General features: G+C 57.9%; 17 protein-coding genes. 9 read left to right on the forward strand and 8 right to left on the reverse strand.

Annotation, left to right across the window (positions count from 1 at the left end; translation table 11 throughout):
- Positions 1 to 107: 107 nt before the first annotated feature.
- A complete protein-coding gene (locus ORD17_RS10635) occupies positions 108 to 1,283 on the forward strand; it encodes a TDT family transporter (RefSeq protein WP_308388480.1) in 1,176 nt (391 codons plus the stop codon).
- Positions 1,284 to 1,301: 18 nt separating this feature from the next.
- Here ORD17_RS10635 and ORD17_RS10640 read toward each other — a convergent pair whose 3' ends face one another.
- Both ORD17_RS10640 and dksA read right to left on the reverse strand, forming a co-directional pair.
- Complete coding sequence (locus ORD17_RS10640; protein ID WP_308388481.1) at positions 1,302 to 2,099, reverse strand: EcsC family protein; 798 nt, start codon at positions 2,097 to 2,099, stop codon at positions 1,302 to 1,304.
- A gap of 62 nt (positions 2,100 to 2,161) precedes the next feature.
- Positions 2,162 to 2,617: an RNA polymerase-binding protein DksA gene (gene dksA / locus ORD17_RS10645; RefSeq protein WP_308388482.1), complete on the reverse strand. Its 456-nt coding sequence runs from the start codon at positions 2,615 to 2,617 to the stop codon at positions 2,162 to 2,164.
- Positions 2,618 to 2,772: 155 nt separating this feature from the next.
- Between dksA and ORD17_RS10650 the strand changes: the two genes are divergently transcribed.
- Positions 2,773 to 3,531 (forward strand): HAD-IA family hydrolase, encoded by a 759-nt coding sequence (locus ORD17_RS10650; protein WP_308388483.1) that lies wholly within the window; start codon positions 2,773 to 2,775, stop codon positions 3,529 to 3,531.
- A 50-nt stretch (positions 3,532 to 3,581) separates the two neighbouring features.
- Here the strand turns inward: ORD17_RS10650 and ORD17_RS10655 are convergent, their stop codons facing one another.
- On the reverse strand, positions 3,582 to 4,028 hold the full coding sequence (locus ORD17_RS10655; protein WP_308388484.1) for a Fur family transcriptional regulator: 447 nt from the start codon (positions 4,026 to 4,028) through the stop codon (positions 3,582 to 3,584).
- 101 nt (positions 4,029 to 4,129) lie between these two features.
- Between ORD17_RS10655 and ORD17_RS10660 the strand changes: the two genes are divergently transcribed.
- The 3 genes from ORD17_RS10660 (at position 4,130) to speA (ending at position 7,951) form a co-directional block, all read left to right on the forward strand.
- Entirely contained in the window at positions 4,130 to 4,603 is a 474-nt protein-coding gene (locus ORD17_RS10660) for a peroxiredoxin (protein ID WP_308388485.1), read from the forward strand.
- Positions 4,603 to 6,000 (forward strand): PhoH family protein, encoded by a 1,398-nt coding sequence (locus ORD17_RS10665; RefSeq protein WP_308388486.1) that lies wholly within the window; start codon positions 4,603 to 4,605, stop codon positions 5,998 to 6,000. The genes ORD17_RS10660 and ORD17_RS10665 overlap by 1 nt, the downstream gene beginning before the upstream one ends.
- Before the next feature lie 61 nt (positions 6,001 to 6,061).
- Positions 6,062 to 7,951, forward strand: coding sequence for a biosynthetic arginine decarboxylase (speA, locus tag ORD17_RS10670; RefSeq protein WP_308388487.1), 1,890 nt, complete (start codon positions 6,062 to 6,064; stop codon positions 7,949 to 7,951).
- Between the two features lie 7 nt (positions 7,952 to 7,958).
- On the opposite strand, the gene ORD17_RS10675 is transcribed toward speA, so the two are convergent.
- The 3 genes from ORD17_RS10675 to ORD17_RS10685 are packed head-to-tail and all read right to left on the reverse strand — an operon-like array spanning position 7,959 to position 10,841.
- Positions 7,959 to 8,810 (reverse strand): fumarylacetoacetate hydrolase family protein, encoded by an 852-nt coding sequence (locus tag ORD17_RS10675; protein ID WP_308388488.1) that lies wholly within the window; start codon positions 8,808 to 8,810, stop codon positions 7,959 to 7,961.
- 34 nt (positions 8,811 to 8,844) lie between these two features.
- Positions 8,845 to 9,756: an NAD-binding protein gene (locus ORD17_RS10680; protein WP_308388489.1), complete on the reverse strand. Its 912-nt coding sequence runs from the start codon at positions 9,754 to 9,756 to the stop codon at positions 8,845 to 8,847.
- A complete protein-coding gene (locus ORD17_RS10685) occupies positions 9,654 to 10,841 on the reverse strand; it encodes a monovalent cation:proton antiporter-2 (CPA2) family protein (RefSeq protein WP_308388490.1) in 1,188 nt (395 codons plus the stop codon). Before ORD17_RS10685 ends, ORD17_RS10680 begins: the two co-directional genes overlap by 103 nt.
- A gap of 54 nt (positions 10,842 to 10,895) precedes the next feature.
- Here ORD17_RS10685 and rfaD point away from each other — a divergent pair, with 54 nt between their 5' ends.
- Positions 10,896 to 11,882, forward strand: coding sequence for an ADP-glyceromanno-heptose 6-epimerase (rfaD, locus tag ORD17_RS10690; RefSeq protein WP_308388491.1), 987 nt, complete (start codon positions 10,896 to 10,898; stop codon positions 11,880 to 11,882).
- Positions 11,883 to 11,884: 2 nt separating this feature from the next.
- Positions 11,885 to 12,892 (forward strand): NAD-dependent epimerase, encoded by a 1,008-nt coding sequence (locus ORD17_RS10695; protein WP_308388492.1) that lies wholly within the window; start codon positions 11,885 to 11,887, stop codon positions 12,890 to 12,892.
- Positions 12,893 to 12,899: 7 nt separating this feature from the next.
- Here ORD17_RS10695 and ORD17_RS10700 read toward each other — a convergent pair whose 3' ends face one another.
- Both ORD17_RS10700 and ORD17_RS10705 read right to left on the reverse strand, forming a co-directional pair.
- A complete protein-coding gene (locus ORD17_RS10700; RefSeq protein ID WP_308388493.1) occupies positions 12,900 to 14,033 on the reverse strand; it encodes a fatty acid desaturase in 1,134 nt (377 codons plus the stop codon).
- Positions 14,034 to 14,191: 158 nt separating this feature from the next.
- Positions 14,192 to 14,593 carry a hypothetical protein gene (locus tag ORD17_RS10705; RefSeq protein ID WP_308388494.1) on the reverse strand — a complete coding sequence of 134 codons (402 nt, stop codon included), beginning with the start codon at positions 14,591 to 14,593 and terminating at the stop codon, positions 14,192 to 14,194.
- 80 nt (positions 14,594 to 14,673) lie between these two features.
- On the opposite strand from ORD17_RS10705, the gene ORD17_RS10710 reads away from it, so the two are divergent.
- Positions 14,674 to 15,222 carry a c-type cytochrome gene (locus ORD17_RS10710; protein WP_308388495.1) on the forward strand — a complete coding sequence of 183 codons (549 nt, stop codon included), beginning with the start codon at positions 14,674 to 14,676 and terminating at the stop codon, positions 15,220 to 15,222.
- 46 nt (positions 15,223 to 15,268) lie between these two features.
- Positions 15,269 to 16,486: an MFS transporter gene (locus ORD17_RS10715; protein WP_308388496.1), complete on the forward strand. Its 1,218-nt coding sequence runs from the start codon at positions 15,269 to 15,271 to the stop codon at positions 16,484 to 16,486.
- The last annotated feature ends 27 nt before the right edge of the window (positions 16,487 to 16,513 follow it).

Here is a 16,513-nt window from a genome sequence, read left to right on the forward strand (position 1 = left end):
TCCATGAAATTAGATTTTATAATCATCAAAATTAATATAATGCATTGGATTTGATATTCTAACGCGCATAACATGTCGTGGTCCAATCTGCAATGGAGCTGTTAGTCATGGGTTTCCTCTCACATGTACCGAACGGTGACATCCGGCAGGTGATTCGTCACTTTACCCCCAACTGGTTCACCGCCAATATGGGAACCGGCATCCTGGCTCTGATGTTGGCCCTCTTTCCGTACGGCCACTGGGGGCAAGTGGATATTGCCAAGGGTCTGTGGTGCATCAACAGCCTTTTCTTTGCCTTATTCAGTATCCTTTTCCTCAGTCGGGCGGTATTTTACTTTCAGGATCTTCGAAAACTCCTCGATCATCCCGTCCAGTCGCTCTTCATTGGTGCCATTCCCATGGGATTCGCCACCATCGTCAATGGCTTTTTCATTATCTGGCCCTTGCGTCCTGAAAGTCTGGTGGTCGCGACGGCCTTCTGGTGGATTGATGTCATTCTCGCCCTTATTTCCGTGCTGCTGGTGCCATATCTGATGTTCACCAGCCAAGGGCACAGCATGGAGCGAATGACCGCAGCCTGGCTACTACCCATTGTGCCGCCGGAGGTTGCCGCGGCCAGTGGTGGTCTGCTGGCGCCCCATCTGGCCCCCGCCGCAGCCGAGAATGTGATCTATACGAGCTATGTACTGTGGGCCATTTCGGTGTTGTTGGCCATGGGGATCCTGGCCATTCTGCTGCTGCGTTTGACCTTGCACAAGCTGCCGCATCAGGACATGGCCGTATCGAGCTGGTTGACCCTGGGACCCCTCGGTACCGGCGCGATGGCCATGATTACCCTCGGCAATGCAGATTTCGCCAGTTTTCACGGTGCGCTGACGGAAATGGCACATTTCGCGCAGCTGGCGGGTCTCATGATCGCCTTGCTATTGTGGGGCTTCGGCCTGTGGTGGATGAGCATGGCCATTTTCTTCACCCTGCGTTATTTGCGCGAAGGGTTGCCTTTCAATATGGGTTGGTGGGGATTCACCTTCCCTTTGGGAGTGTTCAACGCGGCCACGTACCTACTGGCCGACAAAACCGGCTTCTGGGTTTTTCAGCCCCTGGGCGCGGCCTTTACTATCCTACTGGCGTTTTTCTGGACGATCGTTACCCGTAAGAGCTTTCTGGGCATGTGGACGGGAAGGCTGTTTCGAGCCCCCTGCCTATCGGAGGAGACTGGCTTGCCGATGGCCTGTGAGCGTCCGCAGAAGGCCTCACAAGAGGCGAGCACGATGGTCTCGTAGCGCGATAATGGACCTCCCTCAACTGAGGGCCTGATATGCTTCTGCTATCAAGGTCCGGCCATATTTGCGTTCCAGCTTGCGGATGAGGAAATGGCCGGTCGCCATGTCCTGAAAATGCGTTATGAAAATGCTATTGATCGTGGCGCCGCCGATGGCGCCCAAGGCAGGCACCAGCTGTGCTAGAGCCTTGTCGGTTACCGCTACGCCAAAGCGTTCGGCCACCTTGCGCAGCAAGGCCAACAGGGCGGTGCTGGAGGAGGATCCGGCGCCGCTGGCGCCCGCCCGGCCAACTTCGCTGACGAGTCCACTCAGGGCCACGCGCGCAGCGTAGTAGCCGGTTTCTGCCGCATCGTCTGTGTCCTGTCTGGTACTCCCCAGGGCGAAGACCTCCAGACAGGCGGCTTTGGTGGCGGGGCTGCTGATGATTTCTCCCTGACTGCGGGCGATGTCGATGATGGAACGCAAGATGATCGTGGTCGAGATCGGCAGCTCCACAGCAAGAGCGGAAAGACCAAAAAATCCCCCCACTGCGCCAGAGGCCGCGACGGCTGCCTGGTGCCAACGTGGGGACGGCTTGCGGAAGGGCGCGTCATCCAGGGTGAAGAGGGCTGCCTCGGTCGCCTTGCCCAGCGCCTGTTCGCTGATTCGAGCAATCTCGCGGTGCCATTTTTGCGGCAGTCGTTGCAGACCCTGTTCGATGGGAGCCCCCAGCCGGTCCACGAGACGTGCCGCCAAGCCGGGATTTTCCAGAAGATCACGGGCTCTGCGCAATTCGGCAGCATCTTCCTCGGTCAACAGCCGTTGTATCTCCGCCATCGAATTCTCCGTCATCTGCGCCAAAGCCCGCTAATCCAAGGAATAGCCGCCGTGGCTACAAATCAGTCCTGGGCCATTTGCCGCTCACGCTTTTCTTCCAGTGTCTTGCAGTCGATACAGAGGGTGGCGGTGGGGCGGGCTTCCAGCCGTCGCAGGCCAATTTCTACGCCGCACGCCTCGCAGTACCCGTATTCGCCAGCATCGATCCGTGCCAGGGCCTGGTTGATCTTGCGAATCAGTTTGCGCTCGCGGTCGCGGGCGCGCAGCTCGAGACCCATATCGGTTTCCAGGCTGGCGCGGTCATTCGGGTCGGAGTAGTTGACGTTTTCGATCTGCAAATTCTGGACAGTCCGATCGACTTCCGCCATCAGTTCCGTGCGCCAGTTCTCCAGAATTTTGCGAAAATGGGCGATCTGGCCTGCACTCATGTACGCTTCGTCAGCCGCCGGCTGGTATGGAGTGAAAGCCTGAAGCTCTTGCGGGTTGCTGGTTTTGATAGCCGCAGCGCTGTCCGTCATGGTCTGTCTTCCTGTCTTGCTGTGGAGAAAATCGCGCATGGTGTAGCAGAGATTTTTCCCTTTGGCAAACGCTGCGCATTTCGGTATATCCTACCGACCGATCAGTCGCGTGCTGCCTGAACCCGGAATATCCGATCCTCCTGGAGATAATACCTATGTCCCGCCTGCGTGCCCTCATTTTTGATGTCGATGGAACTTTGGCTGATACCGAGCGAGATGCCCATCGCGTCGCCTTCAATCGGGCATTTTCCGAATTCGCCTTGCCTTTTGAGTGGGATGTGCCGACCTATGGCAAGTATCTCAAGATTACCGGTGGCAAGGAGCGTTTGCGTGGCTATCTGCAGGATCATCCCCAATATCCGCAGCTGAGTGACAGCGAGATCCGCGAGATTCACCGGCGCAAGACCGCCCTCTACGGAGAAATCATTGCTGAGGGTATCGCGCCGTTGCGTCCTGGGGTGAAACGCCTGCTGGATAGCGCAGCTGCGGCAGGATTACGCCTGGCCATCGCCACCACCACGACCCCCGATAATGTCGCGGCGTTGTTGCAAAGCAATCTGGGGGAAGGCGGCTGGAATCGTTTTGACTACATCGGTGCCGGCGATATCGTCCCACAGAAAAAACCGGCGGCGGACATCTATCAGCATGTCTTGCAGCGCTTGGGTCTGGCGGCCGCCGATTGCCTGGCTCTGGAGGACTCCGAGAACGGTTTGCGCTCGGCGCTCGGGGCCGAACTGGCGGTGTTGATCACGCAGACGGAATATACCCAGGGACAGGACTTTTCTGGGGCATTGCGCGTGCTCGATCAGCTCGGCGAGCCGGGGCAGCCTGGGAAGGTTCTGCAGGGTCGGGACGCTAGCGAATCCGTCGTCGTCGACCTTGACACGCTGGAGCATTGGCTCGCCGCAGGCTGAACCTGCATGACGGCAGTAGGGCAGGGATGCTCGTCCATGTGCTGAGACGACTAATCCTTTTTTTGGCAGTGTGGGCAGATACCATTGACCACCATCTCGACCTCTTCCACGCGGTATTCGGCGGGCAGCTGCGGCGCGGGGAGCTGACTCTCTGGGAGACAGAGCACCTGGCCGCAGCGCAGACAGTGAAAATGGGGATGGGAGGGATGCTCCGGGTTGATGGCGCTGAAGCGCCAGACTCGATCATCGGCGGTGATGCGATGCGTCAAGTGGTGTTGCACCAGCCAGTCCAAGCCACGATAGAGGGTCACGCGGTCGATGGTCTCCGCCCAGCGCATCAGGATGTGTTCCTGAATTTCGCTGTGGCTGACGGGTTGTGCCAGATCGAGTAGAGACTGCAGAATTTGCAGGCGGGCACGGGTCGGGCGCTGGCCTGCAGCGCGGACCCGCCGTTCCGCCTCTGCCGTTTGCGCTGCAATATCGAGTGTTCGTCGCATTCCCGCATGGTACCCCGCGCAGCACCTGTCAGGAAAGCAACTGGACAGCAACGTCGAGGGCGCGTTAGATTCACAGGGACATCATAATGGGAGAAAAACCTGTGACCGAATGCCTCGAAATTGGTCAAATTGCGCCCGAATTCACTGCCAAAAACCAGCGGGGGGAGAACATCGTGCTGGCCTCCCTGCGGGGTAAGATCGTCGTCCTCTATTTCTACCCAAAAGATGATACGCCTGGATGCACCACCGAGGGTCAGGAATTCGCCGCCCTGTACCCCAAGTTTCAGGCGGCTGGCGCTGAAATACTGGGGGTGTCCCGGGATAGTGTCGCCAGTCATCTGAAATTTTCCTGCAAATACGAGTTCCCGTTCTCCCTGCTTGCCGACCCGGACGAAATCTTGTGTAAGGCGTACGATGTCATCAAGGAAAAGAAGAACTACGGCAAGGTCTATCTGGGAATCGAACGCAGCACCTTTGTCATTGATCGCGCGGGGAAGCTCGCCTACATCGAACGGAAGGTGAAGGCCGCTGGCCACGCCGAAAAAATCTTCGCCGTCGTCGAGAAACTGCGCTGATGACGGCAAAGTCGGTGGTGGCAGCCCGGCGGCTCTATGTGCTGGATACCAACGTCCTGATGCACGATCCTGCTTCGCTGTTCCGCTTTCAGGAACACGATATCCTTCTGCCGATGATCGTGCTGGAGGAGCTGGACCAGCACAAAAAGGGTTTGAGCGAACAGGCGCGTAACGTCCGCCAGGTGAGCCGGCATCTCGATGAGATGCTGGGTAGTGATGCCGATCTCGAACTGGGCCTGCCGTTGCCTTACGCGCAGGGGCGACTTTATTTCCAGACCGCCGCCTATCAGGCGAAACTGCCCGAAGACCTGGCGGGTGGCAAAGCGGATCACGAAATCCTCGCCGTTACCCTGGCGTTGCAGGGAATGCATCCGGATCGCGAGGTCATTCTCGTTAGTAAGGATATCAACCTGCGCATCAAGGGTCGCACCCTCGGTATTCGAGTGGAGGATTATCACAACGACCGCGCCCTCGAGGATGCCGATCTGCTCTATACGGGCGTTGATGTCCTGCCCCAGGACTTCTGGGAGCGTCACAGTCGCGACCTCGATGCCTGGCAGGAAAATGGTCGCAGTTTCTACCGGTTGCGTGGGCCGGCCGTGGAGTACTGGCATCCCAACGAGTTCATTCAGTTGGACCCGGGTGGTGAACAGCGCGAAGACTTTTCTGCCATCGTCCGCAAAGTCGCTGCCGATCATGCAATCATCGAGAGGATCACCGATTACGGCTCGGAACGGAACGCGGTCTGGGGCATTCGCGCACGCAACCGCGAGCAGAATTTTGCTCTGGCCCTGCTGCTTGATCCTGAAATCGACTTCGTCAGTATTCTAGGGCCGGCGGGTACCGGCAAGACCCTGTTGACTTTGGCTGCAGCACTGCAGCAGATTTTCGAGGAAAAGCGCTACGCGGAAGCCATCATCACCCGCGCAACGGTTCCCGTTGGCGATGAGATCGGCTTTCTGCCGGGCACGGAAGAGGAAAAAATGCAGCCTTGGATGGGGGCGATCGAGGATAATCTCGAAATCCTCTCGCGCGGCCCCGAAGGCGCAGGCAGCTGGGGGCGCAGCGCTACCCAGGATCTCATCAGCAAACGTCTGCGCATCAAATCCATGAGCTTCATGCGCGGACGCACCTTTCTGGAAAAGTTCATCATCGTCGACGAGGCGCAGAACCTTACCCCCAAGGAAATGAAAACCCTCATCACCCGCGCAGGTCCTGGTAGCAAGGTTGTCTGCTTGGGCAACATCGCCCAGATCGACACGCCCTATCTGACGGAGACCACTTCGGGCCTGACCTATGTCGTTGATCGTTTCAAGAATTGGGATCACAGCGGCCACATCACCCTGCGCCGCGGTGAACGCTCGCGTCTCGCGGACTATGCCAATGAGGCGCTTTAGCAGAACTTGAGTCGTAGGCGGTCAACTTCTAGACTGAGCGCGCCAAACGAAGGAAAGGACGATGGGCTGGAAGCCGGAAGACTCGAGCAATCTTTACAATCTGGATCATTGGGCCGAGGGATTCTTTCAGGTTGGCGAGGACGGCCAGCTCTGGGTCACGCCTGATGGTCCTCAGGCCCGCAGCCGTGCCGGCCTGATAGACGTCATCAAGCGCCTTGCCGGCCAGAATCTGGGTTTGCCTTGTCTTCTGCGTTTCCCGCAAATACTGCAGCAGCGTGTAAAAGCACTGCAAGGTGCTTTCAGCGAGGCGATGCAGCGGGAGAACTACGTTGCAGCCTATACGCCGGTCTACCCTATCAAGGTCAACCAGCAACGACGCGTGGTGGAGGAGATCCTGCGCGCGGGGCAGGGTCAGCTGGGTCTGGAAGCCGGCAGCAAACCAGAGCTCCTGACCGTACTGGCGTTGATGCCGGCGGGTGGTACCGTCATCTGCAATGGCTATAAAGATGCGGAATACATCCGCTTGGCGTTGATTGGGGAACGTCTGGGCCTGCGGGTCTATCTGGTGATCGAGAAAAGTGCCGAGTTGCCACTGATTTTGCGCATCGCCGAGGAATTGCGGGTGCGCCCCCGCATCGGGGTGCGCGCCCGTTTGGCCTCGGCAGGTGCGGGAAAATGGCAGAATACGGGGGGAGAAAAATCCAAGTTCGGGCTCTCCTCTACGGAGATCCTGCAGCTGGTTGCCGAGCTCGCCGCCGCCAACGCCTTGGATTGTCTGCAACTACTGCATTTTCATCTCGGTTCGCAGATCCCCAATATTCAGTTCATTCATGGGGGGATGCGCGAGTGCGCGCGGTTGTACGCGGAATTGCGTCATCTTGGCGCCGATGTGCAGGTGGTGGATGTCGGCGGTGGGCTGGGGGTGGATTACGAGGGGACCCACTCGCGTGCCTACTGTTCCACCAACTATCGTCTCGAGGACTACGCCCAGGCAGTGGTGGGTGGTCTGGCGGAGATTTGTCAGCAGGAAAAGTTGCCCCAGCCAAGGATTATCTCTGAATCCGGCCGAGCCCTTACTGCTCATCATGCGGTATTGCTGTTCAATGTGGTCGATGTCGAGCGTGCCGCGGGCGAGACCCTGGCCGCCGATGACCTTCCCGAAGATGCCAACCATCCCTGGCGACGCCTTCTTGATCGTCTGCAGCAACATCCCGATGCCAGCACTGCCCTTGAGGTCTATCAGGAGGCAATGTTCCGGATTGGTGAGGAGCAACAGGAGTTCAAGCTCGGTTTGCTTACCCTCGCCCAGCGTGCCCAGGCCGAGCGCCTATACGCGCATCTGATGTGGCGCTGCCGAGCGCTCTTGGATCCTGCTAAACGTGCCCATCGTGAAGTTCTTGATGAACTCGAAGAAAAGTTGGTAGACAAATATTTTGCCAATTTTTCTTTGTTTCAGTCGCTGCCGGATGTATGGGCGATCGATCAGGTCTTCCCGATCATGCCCGTACATCGCCTGGACGAGTGCCCCGACCGGCACGCGCGCCTGGAAGATATCACCTGCGATTCTGACGGTCGCATTGATGCCTACGTCACCGCCGATGGTCTGGGACCGACGCTGCCAGTTCACGCCTTGCGCACTGGTGAGCCTTATTATCTGGCCGTGTTTCTGGTTGGCGCTTATCAGGAAATCCTCGGCGATATGCACAATCTTTTCGGCGATACCGATGCGGTGAATGTGATTTGTGAAGAAGATGGTGCCCTACGTCTGGAAGGCGCGGTACCGGGGGATTCGGTGGCCGAGGTGCTGCAGTATGTGCAGTTTTCGGCGGAAGAGCTGGTGCGTCAGTTCGAGCAGAAACTCGCGGGCACCGGCAGTATTCCAGCCGCAGAGCGAGAGGGCTTTCTACGAGATTTCCGCGACGGCCTGCAAGGCTATACCTATCTGGAGTAGTGCTGGATTACCGCGCATGCCGAATCGGGTTACGTAACGTGCCAATGCCCTCGATGCGCAATTCGCAGCTTTCGCCGGCCTGCAGAAAGCGCGGCGGCTTGCGGCTGAATCCCACTCCCGCTGGCGTTCCCGTCGCCAACACATCGCCCGCACGCAAGGGCACGGCGGCAACGGTAGCGACCAGCAAATCGGCTACATCGAACAGGAGATCACTGGTATTGCCATCCTGCAGGCAGTTTTCGCCTATCCAAGTTTGCAGGCGTAGTCCTGTACCACCCAAGGGCAACTCGTCGGCACTTACCACCCAGGGGCCCATGGCGCCACTGCGCGCTACGTTTTTCCCCAAGGTCCATTGACTACTGCGAAATTGCAGGTCACGCAGACTGCCATCGTTGAAAATGGTATAGCCGGATACCGCCGCCAACGCCTGATCCCGGCTGACTCGGCCAGAGAGAGGCTGCGCGAGTACCACCGCCAGCTCTACTTCGTAATCGAGTTCTGGGGAAACATCTGGAATCTCCAGAGCCTGCTCGTGCCCCACCAGCGAGTCAGGAAAACGAATAAAAAGATTTGGATACTGTGGTGCAGCACTCCCGGTCTCGGCAATATGGTCGCGATAGTTGAGTCCGGCACAAAGAATCTTCTGGCCGAGCAGGGGGGGAAGAAAATGCATCTGGCGCTGATCGATGGGCGCGCATCGTTGTGAAACGTAATCCAGCCGCTCGTACAGGCGGGAACTCCTGGTCAATACATCGCGTGCGCTTAGATTCTCGTCCAATTCCCGCAGCAGAAAGGCACTTTCTCCGACCCAGACGGCGATTTCCGTGTGACCAGCAACTTCCAACAAACTCCAACGCATAGCGCTATCTCCTCTCGATCGCGTGATTTCCCGCCTACACTGCCTCCACACCCTTCACATCTTTCTCCTCCTGCTCACCATGCAACACGAAGCGCTCGGCCTCCGTCAGTGATTCTGGCGAGCCAAAAAGTACCAGAACGTCCCCGCGGCGGAGTCTGGTTTCTGGCGATGGTTCCCGCCCACGAATCCCAAAGCGGCGCACGGCGGCGACTTGCACCCCGCGCTTTTCCAGCTCCAAGTCACCTAGGCGGCGTCCGAGGGCATAGGCGGTCTCGCCCAAAGCGATGGAGTAGAGGCGGGGCGATGTCTGGTCCTCTCCCGGTGCCGACCCACCCCAAAAATTCCCGCGAAAGAGACTGTAGCGTTCCTGCCGGAAACGCCGCACTCGTCGCAATACCGTACTTAGCGGAAAGCCGATTTGCAGCAAGGTTTGGGAGGCCAGCATGAGTGCCCCCTCGGTGACTTCCGGGACGACCTCATCGGCGCCGGCGCCCTCCAAGGCTGCCATCTGACTGTCGTCGTGCGCCCTTACCACACTGGGGATCTGCGGTCGCAGCTCCTTGGCGACGGCAAGCACGCGAGCGCTTTCCTGCACATTGCCGTAGGTGATGACAATCGCGCGAGCATGGCCGATACCAGCAGCCTCCAGCATATCGCGGCGACTGGCGTCACCATAGAAAATGGTTTCACCTGCCGCCTGGGCCTGGCGTACCCGGGTGGGGTCGAGATCAAGGGCCAGGTAGGGGACCCCCTCATCCTCGAGGACGCGAGCGATGCTCTGGCCCACGCGACCATAGCCACAGATGATGACGTGTTCCCGCAGATCCTGCTGCCGCACGTCTTCTAGAGCCTGCTGTCGGCGGTTGCGGTAACCCGGAGCCAGGAGACGTGCAATGGCTCCGTTGTACTGCACCAGCAACGGCGCGAAGAGCATGGACAGGAGCATCGCCCCAGCACCGGCTGCAATACGCCGGGCGGCAGCAGATTTTTCTGGCTGGCAAGCGAAATGAGGACGAAGCCGAACTCCCCTGCTTGCGCCAGGACCACTGCGCTGCGCAGCGCCACCCCGTTCTCGAAGCCAGTCACACGACAAATGATCCACACCAGCCCGCCCTTGAGAAAGAAGATCAGTGCCAGAACCAGCAAGACCCAGGGTAAATACTCGATCAGTACAGGAACATCGACCATCATGCCGATGGTTACGAAAAAAAGTCCGAGCAGGATGTCCCGGAAGGAAGCGATGTCGGCCTCCACCTGGTAGCGATAGGCCGTTTCGGCAAGCAGCATGCCGGCGATGAAGGCGCCCAAGGCCAAAGACAGCCCGGCCGCCTCGGTGATCCAGGCCAGCCCAAGGGTGACGAGCAAGAGATTGAGCATGAAAAGCTCATTTGACTTGCGCGCGGCTACCCACTCAAACCAGGGGCTGACGAGTGGGCGGCCGAGGACCACCAGCAGCAGCAATGCCAGAACCGCTTTACCGCCGGCAATGGCCAAATCGTGGGGTAAGGCCTTGGGCGAACCGGCGAGAGCTGGGATGAGGATGAGCAGAGGGATGACCGCGAGATCTTGAAAAAGCAGCACACTGATGGCGATGCGACCGTGACGGCTCTGGGTCTCCAGACGCTCCGCCAGGGCCCGCACCACCATCGCCGTGGACGACATCGCCAGGATGCCGCCGAGCACGACACCAGTACGCCACGATAGGGGAATGAGCAGGGCAACACCGAGGAAGGCGAGGACGGTCAGCACCACCTGCGCACTGCCCAGGCCAAAGACCAAGCGACGCATGCGAATGAATTGCGCCAGACTGAACTCTAGCCCAATACTGAACATCAGGAAGACGACCCCGAATTCCGCCAAGTGCCGCATACGTTCCTCGTCTGGCACCAAGGCTAGGGCATGTGGGCCGAGGAGCATCCCCACCAGTAGATAAGAGATGATGGGGGGCAAGCGCACCTTGCGGGCCATGGCTACCGTGAGCACCGCGGCGGCGAGCAGAACGACGACCGTCAGCAGAGAATGATCAGGCATGGCTCCTTCCAGCAGGGTTTTTGCTATCATAGCGCAAAGGAGGTGGCCAATCCCATGTATATCGTCACTGGCGGCGCCGGATTTATCGGTGCCAATCTCATACACGCCCTCAATCAGCGCGGGATCTCTGACATTCTGGTCAGTGATCATTTGCAGCGCGCTGACAAGTTTCGCAACCTCGCCGACCTGAACATTCGTGATTATTTTGAAGCGGAGGCATTTCTCCCAGAGTTGTTGGCTGGGCATTTGGGAAAGATCGATGCCATTTTTCACCAAGGAGCCTGTTCCGACACCATGGCCAGTGATGGCCGCTACGTCATGGATAACAACTACGCGCACAGTAAGGCCCTGTTTCACTGGTGTCAGGAGAATCGGGTACCCTTTCTGTATGCCTCGAGCGCCTCAGTGTACGGCATGACGGGTCGTTTTCGGGAGGAACGCGCGGCGGAAGACCCTCTCAATGTCTACGCATTCAGCAAATTTCAGTTCGATCAATATGTGCGGGCCCAATGGCACGCGTTACAGGCGCCGGTGCATGGCTTTCGCTTCTTCAACGTCTACGGTCCGCGGGAATTCCACAAGGGGCGCATGGCGTCGGTAGCTCTGCATTTTTCCCGCCAATATCGTCAGGAGGGCAAGGTGCGCCTCTTCGCCGGCAGTGACGGCTATGCCGATGGCGAGCAACGCCGCGATTTCATCCATGTGGATGACGTGGTCGCCGTCCATTTTCATTTTCTCGAGCATCCGCAGTCCGGCATCTATAACGTCGGAACGGGTCGGGCGCAGAGTTTCAATGATGTCGCCTTGGCTGTCATCCAGACCATCGACACAGAAACGGGCAAAGCGCCCCGCTCTCTCGCCGAGCTGCAACGGGATGGAGTGATTACGTATAGCCCTATGCCGGAAGCGCTGCACGGTAAGTACCAGAGTTACACCCAGGCCGATATCGAAAAATTGCGTGCGGCTGGGTATAGCGCTCCTTTTCTGGATGTGGAGGCCGGTGTGAGACGCTATCTGGCCTGGTTGGGCGAGAGGGAGTGAGCATGGATGGCAGGATTCTGGTAACCGGAGCGGCAGGGTTCATCGGCTTTCATCTCAGTCGTCGTCTGCTCGCCGAGGGATATTCGGTCTATGGCATCGACAACCTCAATGCCTACTACGACCCGGCTCTGAAGCGCGCCCGTCTGGCCCAGCTGGAAAGTCACCCCGCCTTTCAGTTTCAACGCCTTGATCTGGCAGATCGGGTGGCTATGGAGGCCTTGTTTTCGCGTTTGCCTTTCGCAGCAGTGGTCAATCTGGCTGCCCAGGCGGGAGTTCGCTATTCATTGAAGGCACCGCACGAATACGTGGACAGTAACCTGCAAGGCTTTCTGAATGTTTTGGAGGGTTGTCGGCAGCAGCAAGTGCAACATCTGCTCTTCGCCTCCTCCAGCTCTGTCTATGGGGCCAACAGCCAGCTGCCCTACAGTACCCACGATCCCGTCGATCACCCGGTCAGTCTTTACGCAGCGACCAAGCGGGCTGGCGAGTTGATGGCGCACAGTTACGCCCATCTGTATCGCATTCCCTGCACCGGTTTGCGCTTCTTTACGGTCTATGGCCCCTGGGGGCGGCCAGATATGGCCTACTTCAGTTTCACCCAGAAAATTTTGGCCGGAGAAAAGATCCCGGTATTCAATCACGGGCGGATGCAGCGCGACTTCACCTATATCGATGACATCGTCGAGGCCGTGACGCGCCTGCTACCGCTTGCGCCGGTGCCACAGGAGAATTGGCCGCGCGACCCGGCAAGCAGTGCAGCCCCATTCCGGATTCATAACATCGGCAATCACCAACCCGTGGCGTTGCTGGAATTTATTCGACTACTGGAAGAGGCGTTGGGACGTAGCGCGGAACTGGAGCTCCTGCCGATGCAGGATGGCGATGTGCACGCCACCTTTGCCGAGGTCAGCGAATTACAGCGGACGGTGGACTTCGCCCCGCGCACGGACCTGGCGACGGGGCTTCGACGTTTTGTTGCCTGGTACCGGGACTATTTCGGCGGCCAGTAGATCCTCTCTAGCCCTGTGCAGTCCCTTGCCTGCTGACTACCGGAGCGACATCCATCACCCGCGTCAGCAGGCCATTCTGCTCCTGCGTGCTAAGCCAGGAGCGCGCTTGACGAAAACGTAGCCAGCAATGCTGTTCGTAATCATAGAGCTGGCACTGGGCAAAAATCCGCCTTACCGCGCGAAAGCTGAAGCGCATTTCGTGGATGTACTGCCCATACTGCTCGCGCAGGTCGGCATAGGCCCCTTTCAGGTGATAGAACGGGATCCGGGCATCGACATGGTGCGGGGTGTGGATGAGGATGTTGTGAATCAATAGCTCGCTGATGCGCGAACAACGCACGATACTGCTGCAATAGAGCTGGCCCAGCGCTGGCGCCCAATCTTCTTTCTCCGCGAAAAAGGGAAGGTCTGGATGGGTATGATGCAGGAAGACAAAAAGCGCTATGAAGTAGTTGAAAACGATGAAAGGCAGGAGTACTGCCGAGATCCATGACGAAATCCCCCCAATCCACCAGGCAACTGCCGAAAATCCCAGGAAAAAGAAGAGAGTGATGGCCTTATCATTGCGGAACGCCGCCCGATTTTTCTCATCCCCACGGAAGCGCAGCATGCCCGGCCACCAGACCCGTAGAATGTAGTGCAGGGCGCAGGCATAGGGGGTGCGCTCCAGTCGGTAGAGCAGGCGTCGTGGCCAAGAGCTTTTGCGGTATTCGGCAGGAGTCCAGGGACGCCAGATCCAGTCGACCGAACTCAGGCTGGTAAAGCCGTGATGCACGCGGTTATGGCCGAAGGCCCAGAGGCGGTACATATTGAAAGAGGGTAGCATGAAGATCGTCCCCAACCAGCGCGATATACGCTGACTGCGGAAGAGGGCACCGTGTGCGGCATCATGGGCCCAAACGAACATGAAGGCGACTGCTGCGCCTGCCAACAAACCAAACACCAGCTTGAGCCACCAGTACGGAGCGAGCAGGGTGCCAGCGATCGCGCTCAGGTAGAGGAGGGCGTCAAAAAAGTAAGCCAGCAGCGCCCGGGTGATGGATTGTTGATAGCGTTCCGGCCGGATCGCCGCACGCAGTTCCTGAAGACGGATGTGACGCAATTGCGCCAGATCCCGTTGCAGAGATTTTTGAAGCATCATAAACCCCCTGACATCATAGAGTATTAGTATATATATATCCGCAATACGAGGGGAGAGCAAGCATGGATCCTACACGCTCTGCTTCCCTCTATCCCGATTTTCGCTCTCTTGCAGGCTTGGAGATGATGATGCTAGATTGCCTGACGGGGATTGCGTCCTCATTCATTCAGGGAGAATGTGAACATGTTGGATATGAGCAAAATCAAGCCTGTTACCCGATTGGTCCTGCTGGCTGGCGTCATTGCCCTGGCCAGTGCCTGCGCGAAGAAAGAGGAGAGCACTGCCGCCGCTTCTTCCAGCGCCACCACCGAATCTTCTGCCGCCGCTAGCTCCGATACGAGTTCTGCCGCTGCAGCCAGCACCGCGCCGGAGAGTTCCGCGGCGACGGCCTCTGACATGAGTGGCATGAGTGGCGCCGCCAGCACCGAGTCTTCGGATTCTGCGGATGCTGCCAGTTCTAGCAGCGATGATAGTAGCGGGAACTCAAGCACCTCTACCGATTGATTCTTGCTGCAGGGTTGTCTTGAAATGGGTTGGTGGATTCTTTTCCACCGACCCATTTTGTTTTATCCTTTCGAGTAAAATACTTTAGCTTGGGCGAGAAAGATCTCACGGCAACAAATCAAAGGGAGGTTTCGCAATGGTTACGGAAGGGAAGCGTATTCATCCGCTGGCGAGAACGCTGTTGATGCTGGGCATCGTCGGTCTCGCCGCAGCTTGTGGCAAAGGTAATGAGAGCAGCAATGTGGCAGCATCATCCGGAAGTGGGAGCGACAGCAGCGCAGTGTCCTCCAGCGAAAGCGGTGGCAGTGCGGCAACGCAGTCCAGCGACAGCGCGGCGACCAGCTCCCCTGCTGGTTATCAGGAATCGCCTGCAGCCCATTTGATTCCCGTAGCGATGAGCACAGATCAGATGGCCAAGGCCAAATCCCTGGCGGAAGCAAAGGGTTGTTTTGCCTGCCATCAGGTCGATGCCAAGGTCGTGGGACCGGCTTTTGCCTGGGTTGCCTACAAGTACAAGGGCAATCCGAAGGCAGAAGGAAAATTGGCGGACGCCATTCAGCATGGTATCAGCGGTGTATGGGGTGGTATGCCCATGCCGGCGCAGGATGTTACTCCCGCGCAAGCCAAAGAGCTTGCCTCCTGGGTATTGGCGCAAAAGCCTATCGCACCGCCCAAGGCTTCTTAAACTCACTGGTTTCGTGATACAACCCCCGCTTCATGCGGGGTTTTTTATGCGAAAAGTATTCTGGATTGCCAGTAGCTATTATGCCGAAGGGTTGCCTTTCTCTCTGGTGCAGCAGGTATCTGTACAATTTTTTACCGCTGCTGGGGCTGGAACCCCCCTGATCGGCTTGCTTTCTCTGCTGGGTCTGCCTTGGAATTTCAAGCTGTTTTGGAGTCCGCTGATCGATCTCTTTGGCAACAAAAAGCGTTGGATCTTTGTCATGGAGCTGATCCTAGCGGGGGTGGCGATGCTGCTCATCTGGCCTGCGCAGGCCATGAACCTGTCTCTGGCCTTCAAGATTTTTGCGCTCATGGCGGTGATGTCCGCTACCCACGATATGTCCGTCGATGGCTTTTATATCCAGACCTTGCCGGAAAGCGAGCAGGCCAGATACTCCGGCTTGCGGGTTGCGGCCTACCGGGTGGCCATGCTGGTTGGCAATGGCGCGTTGGTGATCATTGCAGGTTGGGTGTCCTGGGTAGCTTGCTTCGCCCTTGCGGCGCTGATGCTGATTGTTCTCGCCTTCTGGCATCGGGCCGCGATGCCAACTCCCGAAAGGGGTGCCAAGCCTGGAGACAGGCGCTGGCAGCAAGTGCTTGAGTCAGTCCACAATTACCTTGCACAGCCAAACATCGTCTGGGCATTGCTGTTCATTCTTCTCTTTCGGGCGGGCGACGCCTTTCTCTTCGCCATGGTCACCCCGTTTTTGCACAGCCTGGGCTATGGGTTGGTGGCACGGGGTGTACTTACCGGTGCCATAGGCACCATCACCGGGATTGCTGGCTCCATTCTCGGCGGCCTGATCATCGCGCGCTGGAGCTTGCAACGAAGCATTTTTACTCTGACCTTCATTCAATCCTTTGCCATACTCGCCTACGCTTGGCTTGCCTGGGCTCGGCCAGATGTGTTTTCCGTTGCCGCCGTTGCCGCCTTCGAGCAATTTGCCGGAGGGCTGGGTACGGCAGTTCTCATGGTCTTTCTGATGCAACGTTGTCAGAAGGGTTTTGAAGCCACGCATTTTGCGATTGGTTCCGCCTTGATGTCTCTTGCCTCTACCGTCGCTGGCAGTTTCAGCGGGTTTCTGGTTCGTGACCTGGGCTATTTCCACTTTTTCCTGCTTAGTTTTGCTGCCGCGATTCCCAGCCTCTTTTTGGCATTCTTCATGCCTTCAGGGCTTTTTCACCAGGAACAGAAGCGTTACAAGAACGCGAGAATCACAGTATAGTATTTTGATTTATAAAAAGTTTATTTT

Source organism: Acidithiobacillus sp. AMEEHan, assembly GCF_030996345.1.
Classification (GTDB): domain Bacteria; phylum Pseudomonadota; class Gammaproteobacteria; order Acidithiobacillales; family Acidithiobacillaceae; genus Igneacidithiobacillus.

Coding starts and splice junctions, on each gene's coding strand:
- ORD17_RS10635 (WP_308388480.1), top strand. CDS start 108: ATGGGTTTCCTCTCACATGTACCGAACGGTGACATCCGGCAGGTGATT.
- ORD17_RS10640 (WP_308388481.1), bottom strand. CDS start 2,099: ATGGCGGAGATACAACGGCTGTTGACCGAGGAAGATGCTGCCGAATTG.
- dksA (WP_308388482.1), bottom strand. CDS start 2,617: ATGACGGACAGCGCTGCGGCTATCAAAACCAGCAACCCGCAAGAGCTT.
- ORD17_RS10650 (WP_308388483.1), top strand. CDS start 2,773: ATGTCCCGCCTGCGTGCCCTCATTTTTGATGTCGATGGAACTTTGGCT.
- ORD17_RS10655 (WP_308388484.1), bottom strand. CDS start 4,028: ATGCGACGAACACTCGATATTGCAGCGCAAACGGCAGAGGCGGAACGG.
- ORD17_RS10665 (WP_308388486.1), top strand. CDS start 4,603: ATGACGGCAAAGTCGGTGGTGGCAGCCCGGCGGCTCTATGTGCTGGAT.
- speA (WP_308388487.1), top strand. CDS start 6,062: ATGGGCTGGAAGCCGGAAGACTCGAGCAATCTTTACAATCTGGATCAT.
- ORD17_RS10675 (WP_308388488.1), bottom strand. CDS start 8,810: ATGCGTTGGAGTTTGTTGGAAGTTGCTGGTCACACGGAAATCGCCGTC.
- ORD17_RS10680 (WP_308388489.1), bottom strand. CDS start 9,756: ATGCTCCTGTCCATGCTCTTCGCGCCGTTGCTGGTGCAGTACAACGGA.
- ORD17_RS10685 (WP_308388490.1), bottom strand. CDS start 10,841: ATGCCTGATCATTCTCTGCTGACGGTCGTCGTTCTGCTCGCCGCCGCG.
- rfaD (WP_308388491.1), top strand. CDS start 10,896: ATGTATATCGTCACTGGCGGCGCCGGATTTATCGGTGCCAATCTCATA.
- ORD17_RS10695 (WP_308388492.1), top strand. CDS start 11,885: ATGGATGGCAGGATTCTGGTAACCGGAGCGGCAGGGTTCATCGGCTTT.
- ORD17_RS10700 (WP_308388493.1), bottom strand. CDS start 14,033: ATGATGCTTCAAAAATCTCTGCAACGGGATCTGGCGCAATTGCGTCAC.
- ORD17_RS10705 (WP_308388494.1), bottom strand. CDS start 14,593: ATGGGTCGGTGGAAAAGAATCCACCAACCCATTTCAAGACAACCCTGC.
- ORD17_RS10710 (WP_308388495.1), top strand. CDS start 14,674: ATGGTTACGGAAGGGAAGCGTATTCATCCGCTGGCGAGAACGCTGTTG.
- ORD17_RS10715 (WP_308388496.1), top strand. CDS start 15,269: ATGCGAAAAGTATTCTGGATTGCCAGTAGCTATTATGCCGAAGGGTTG.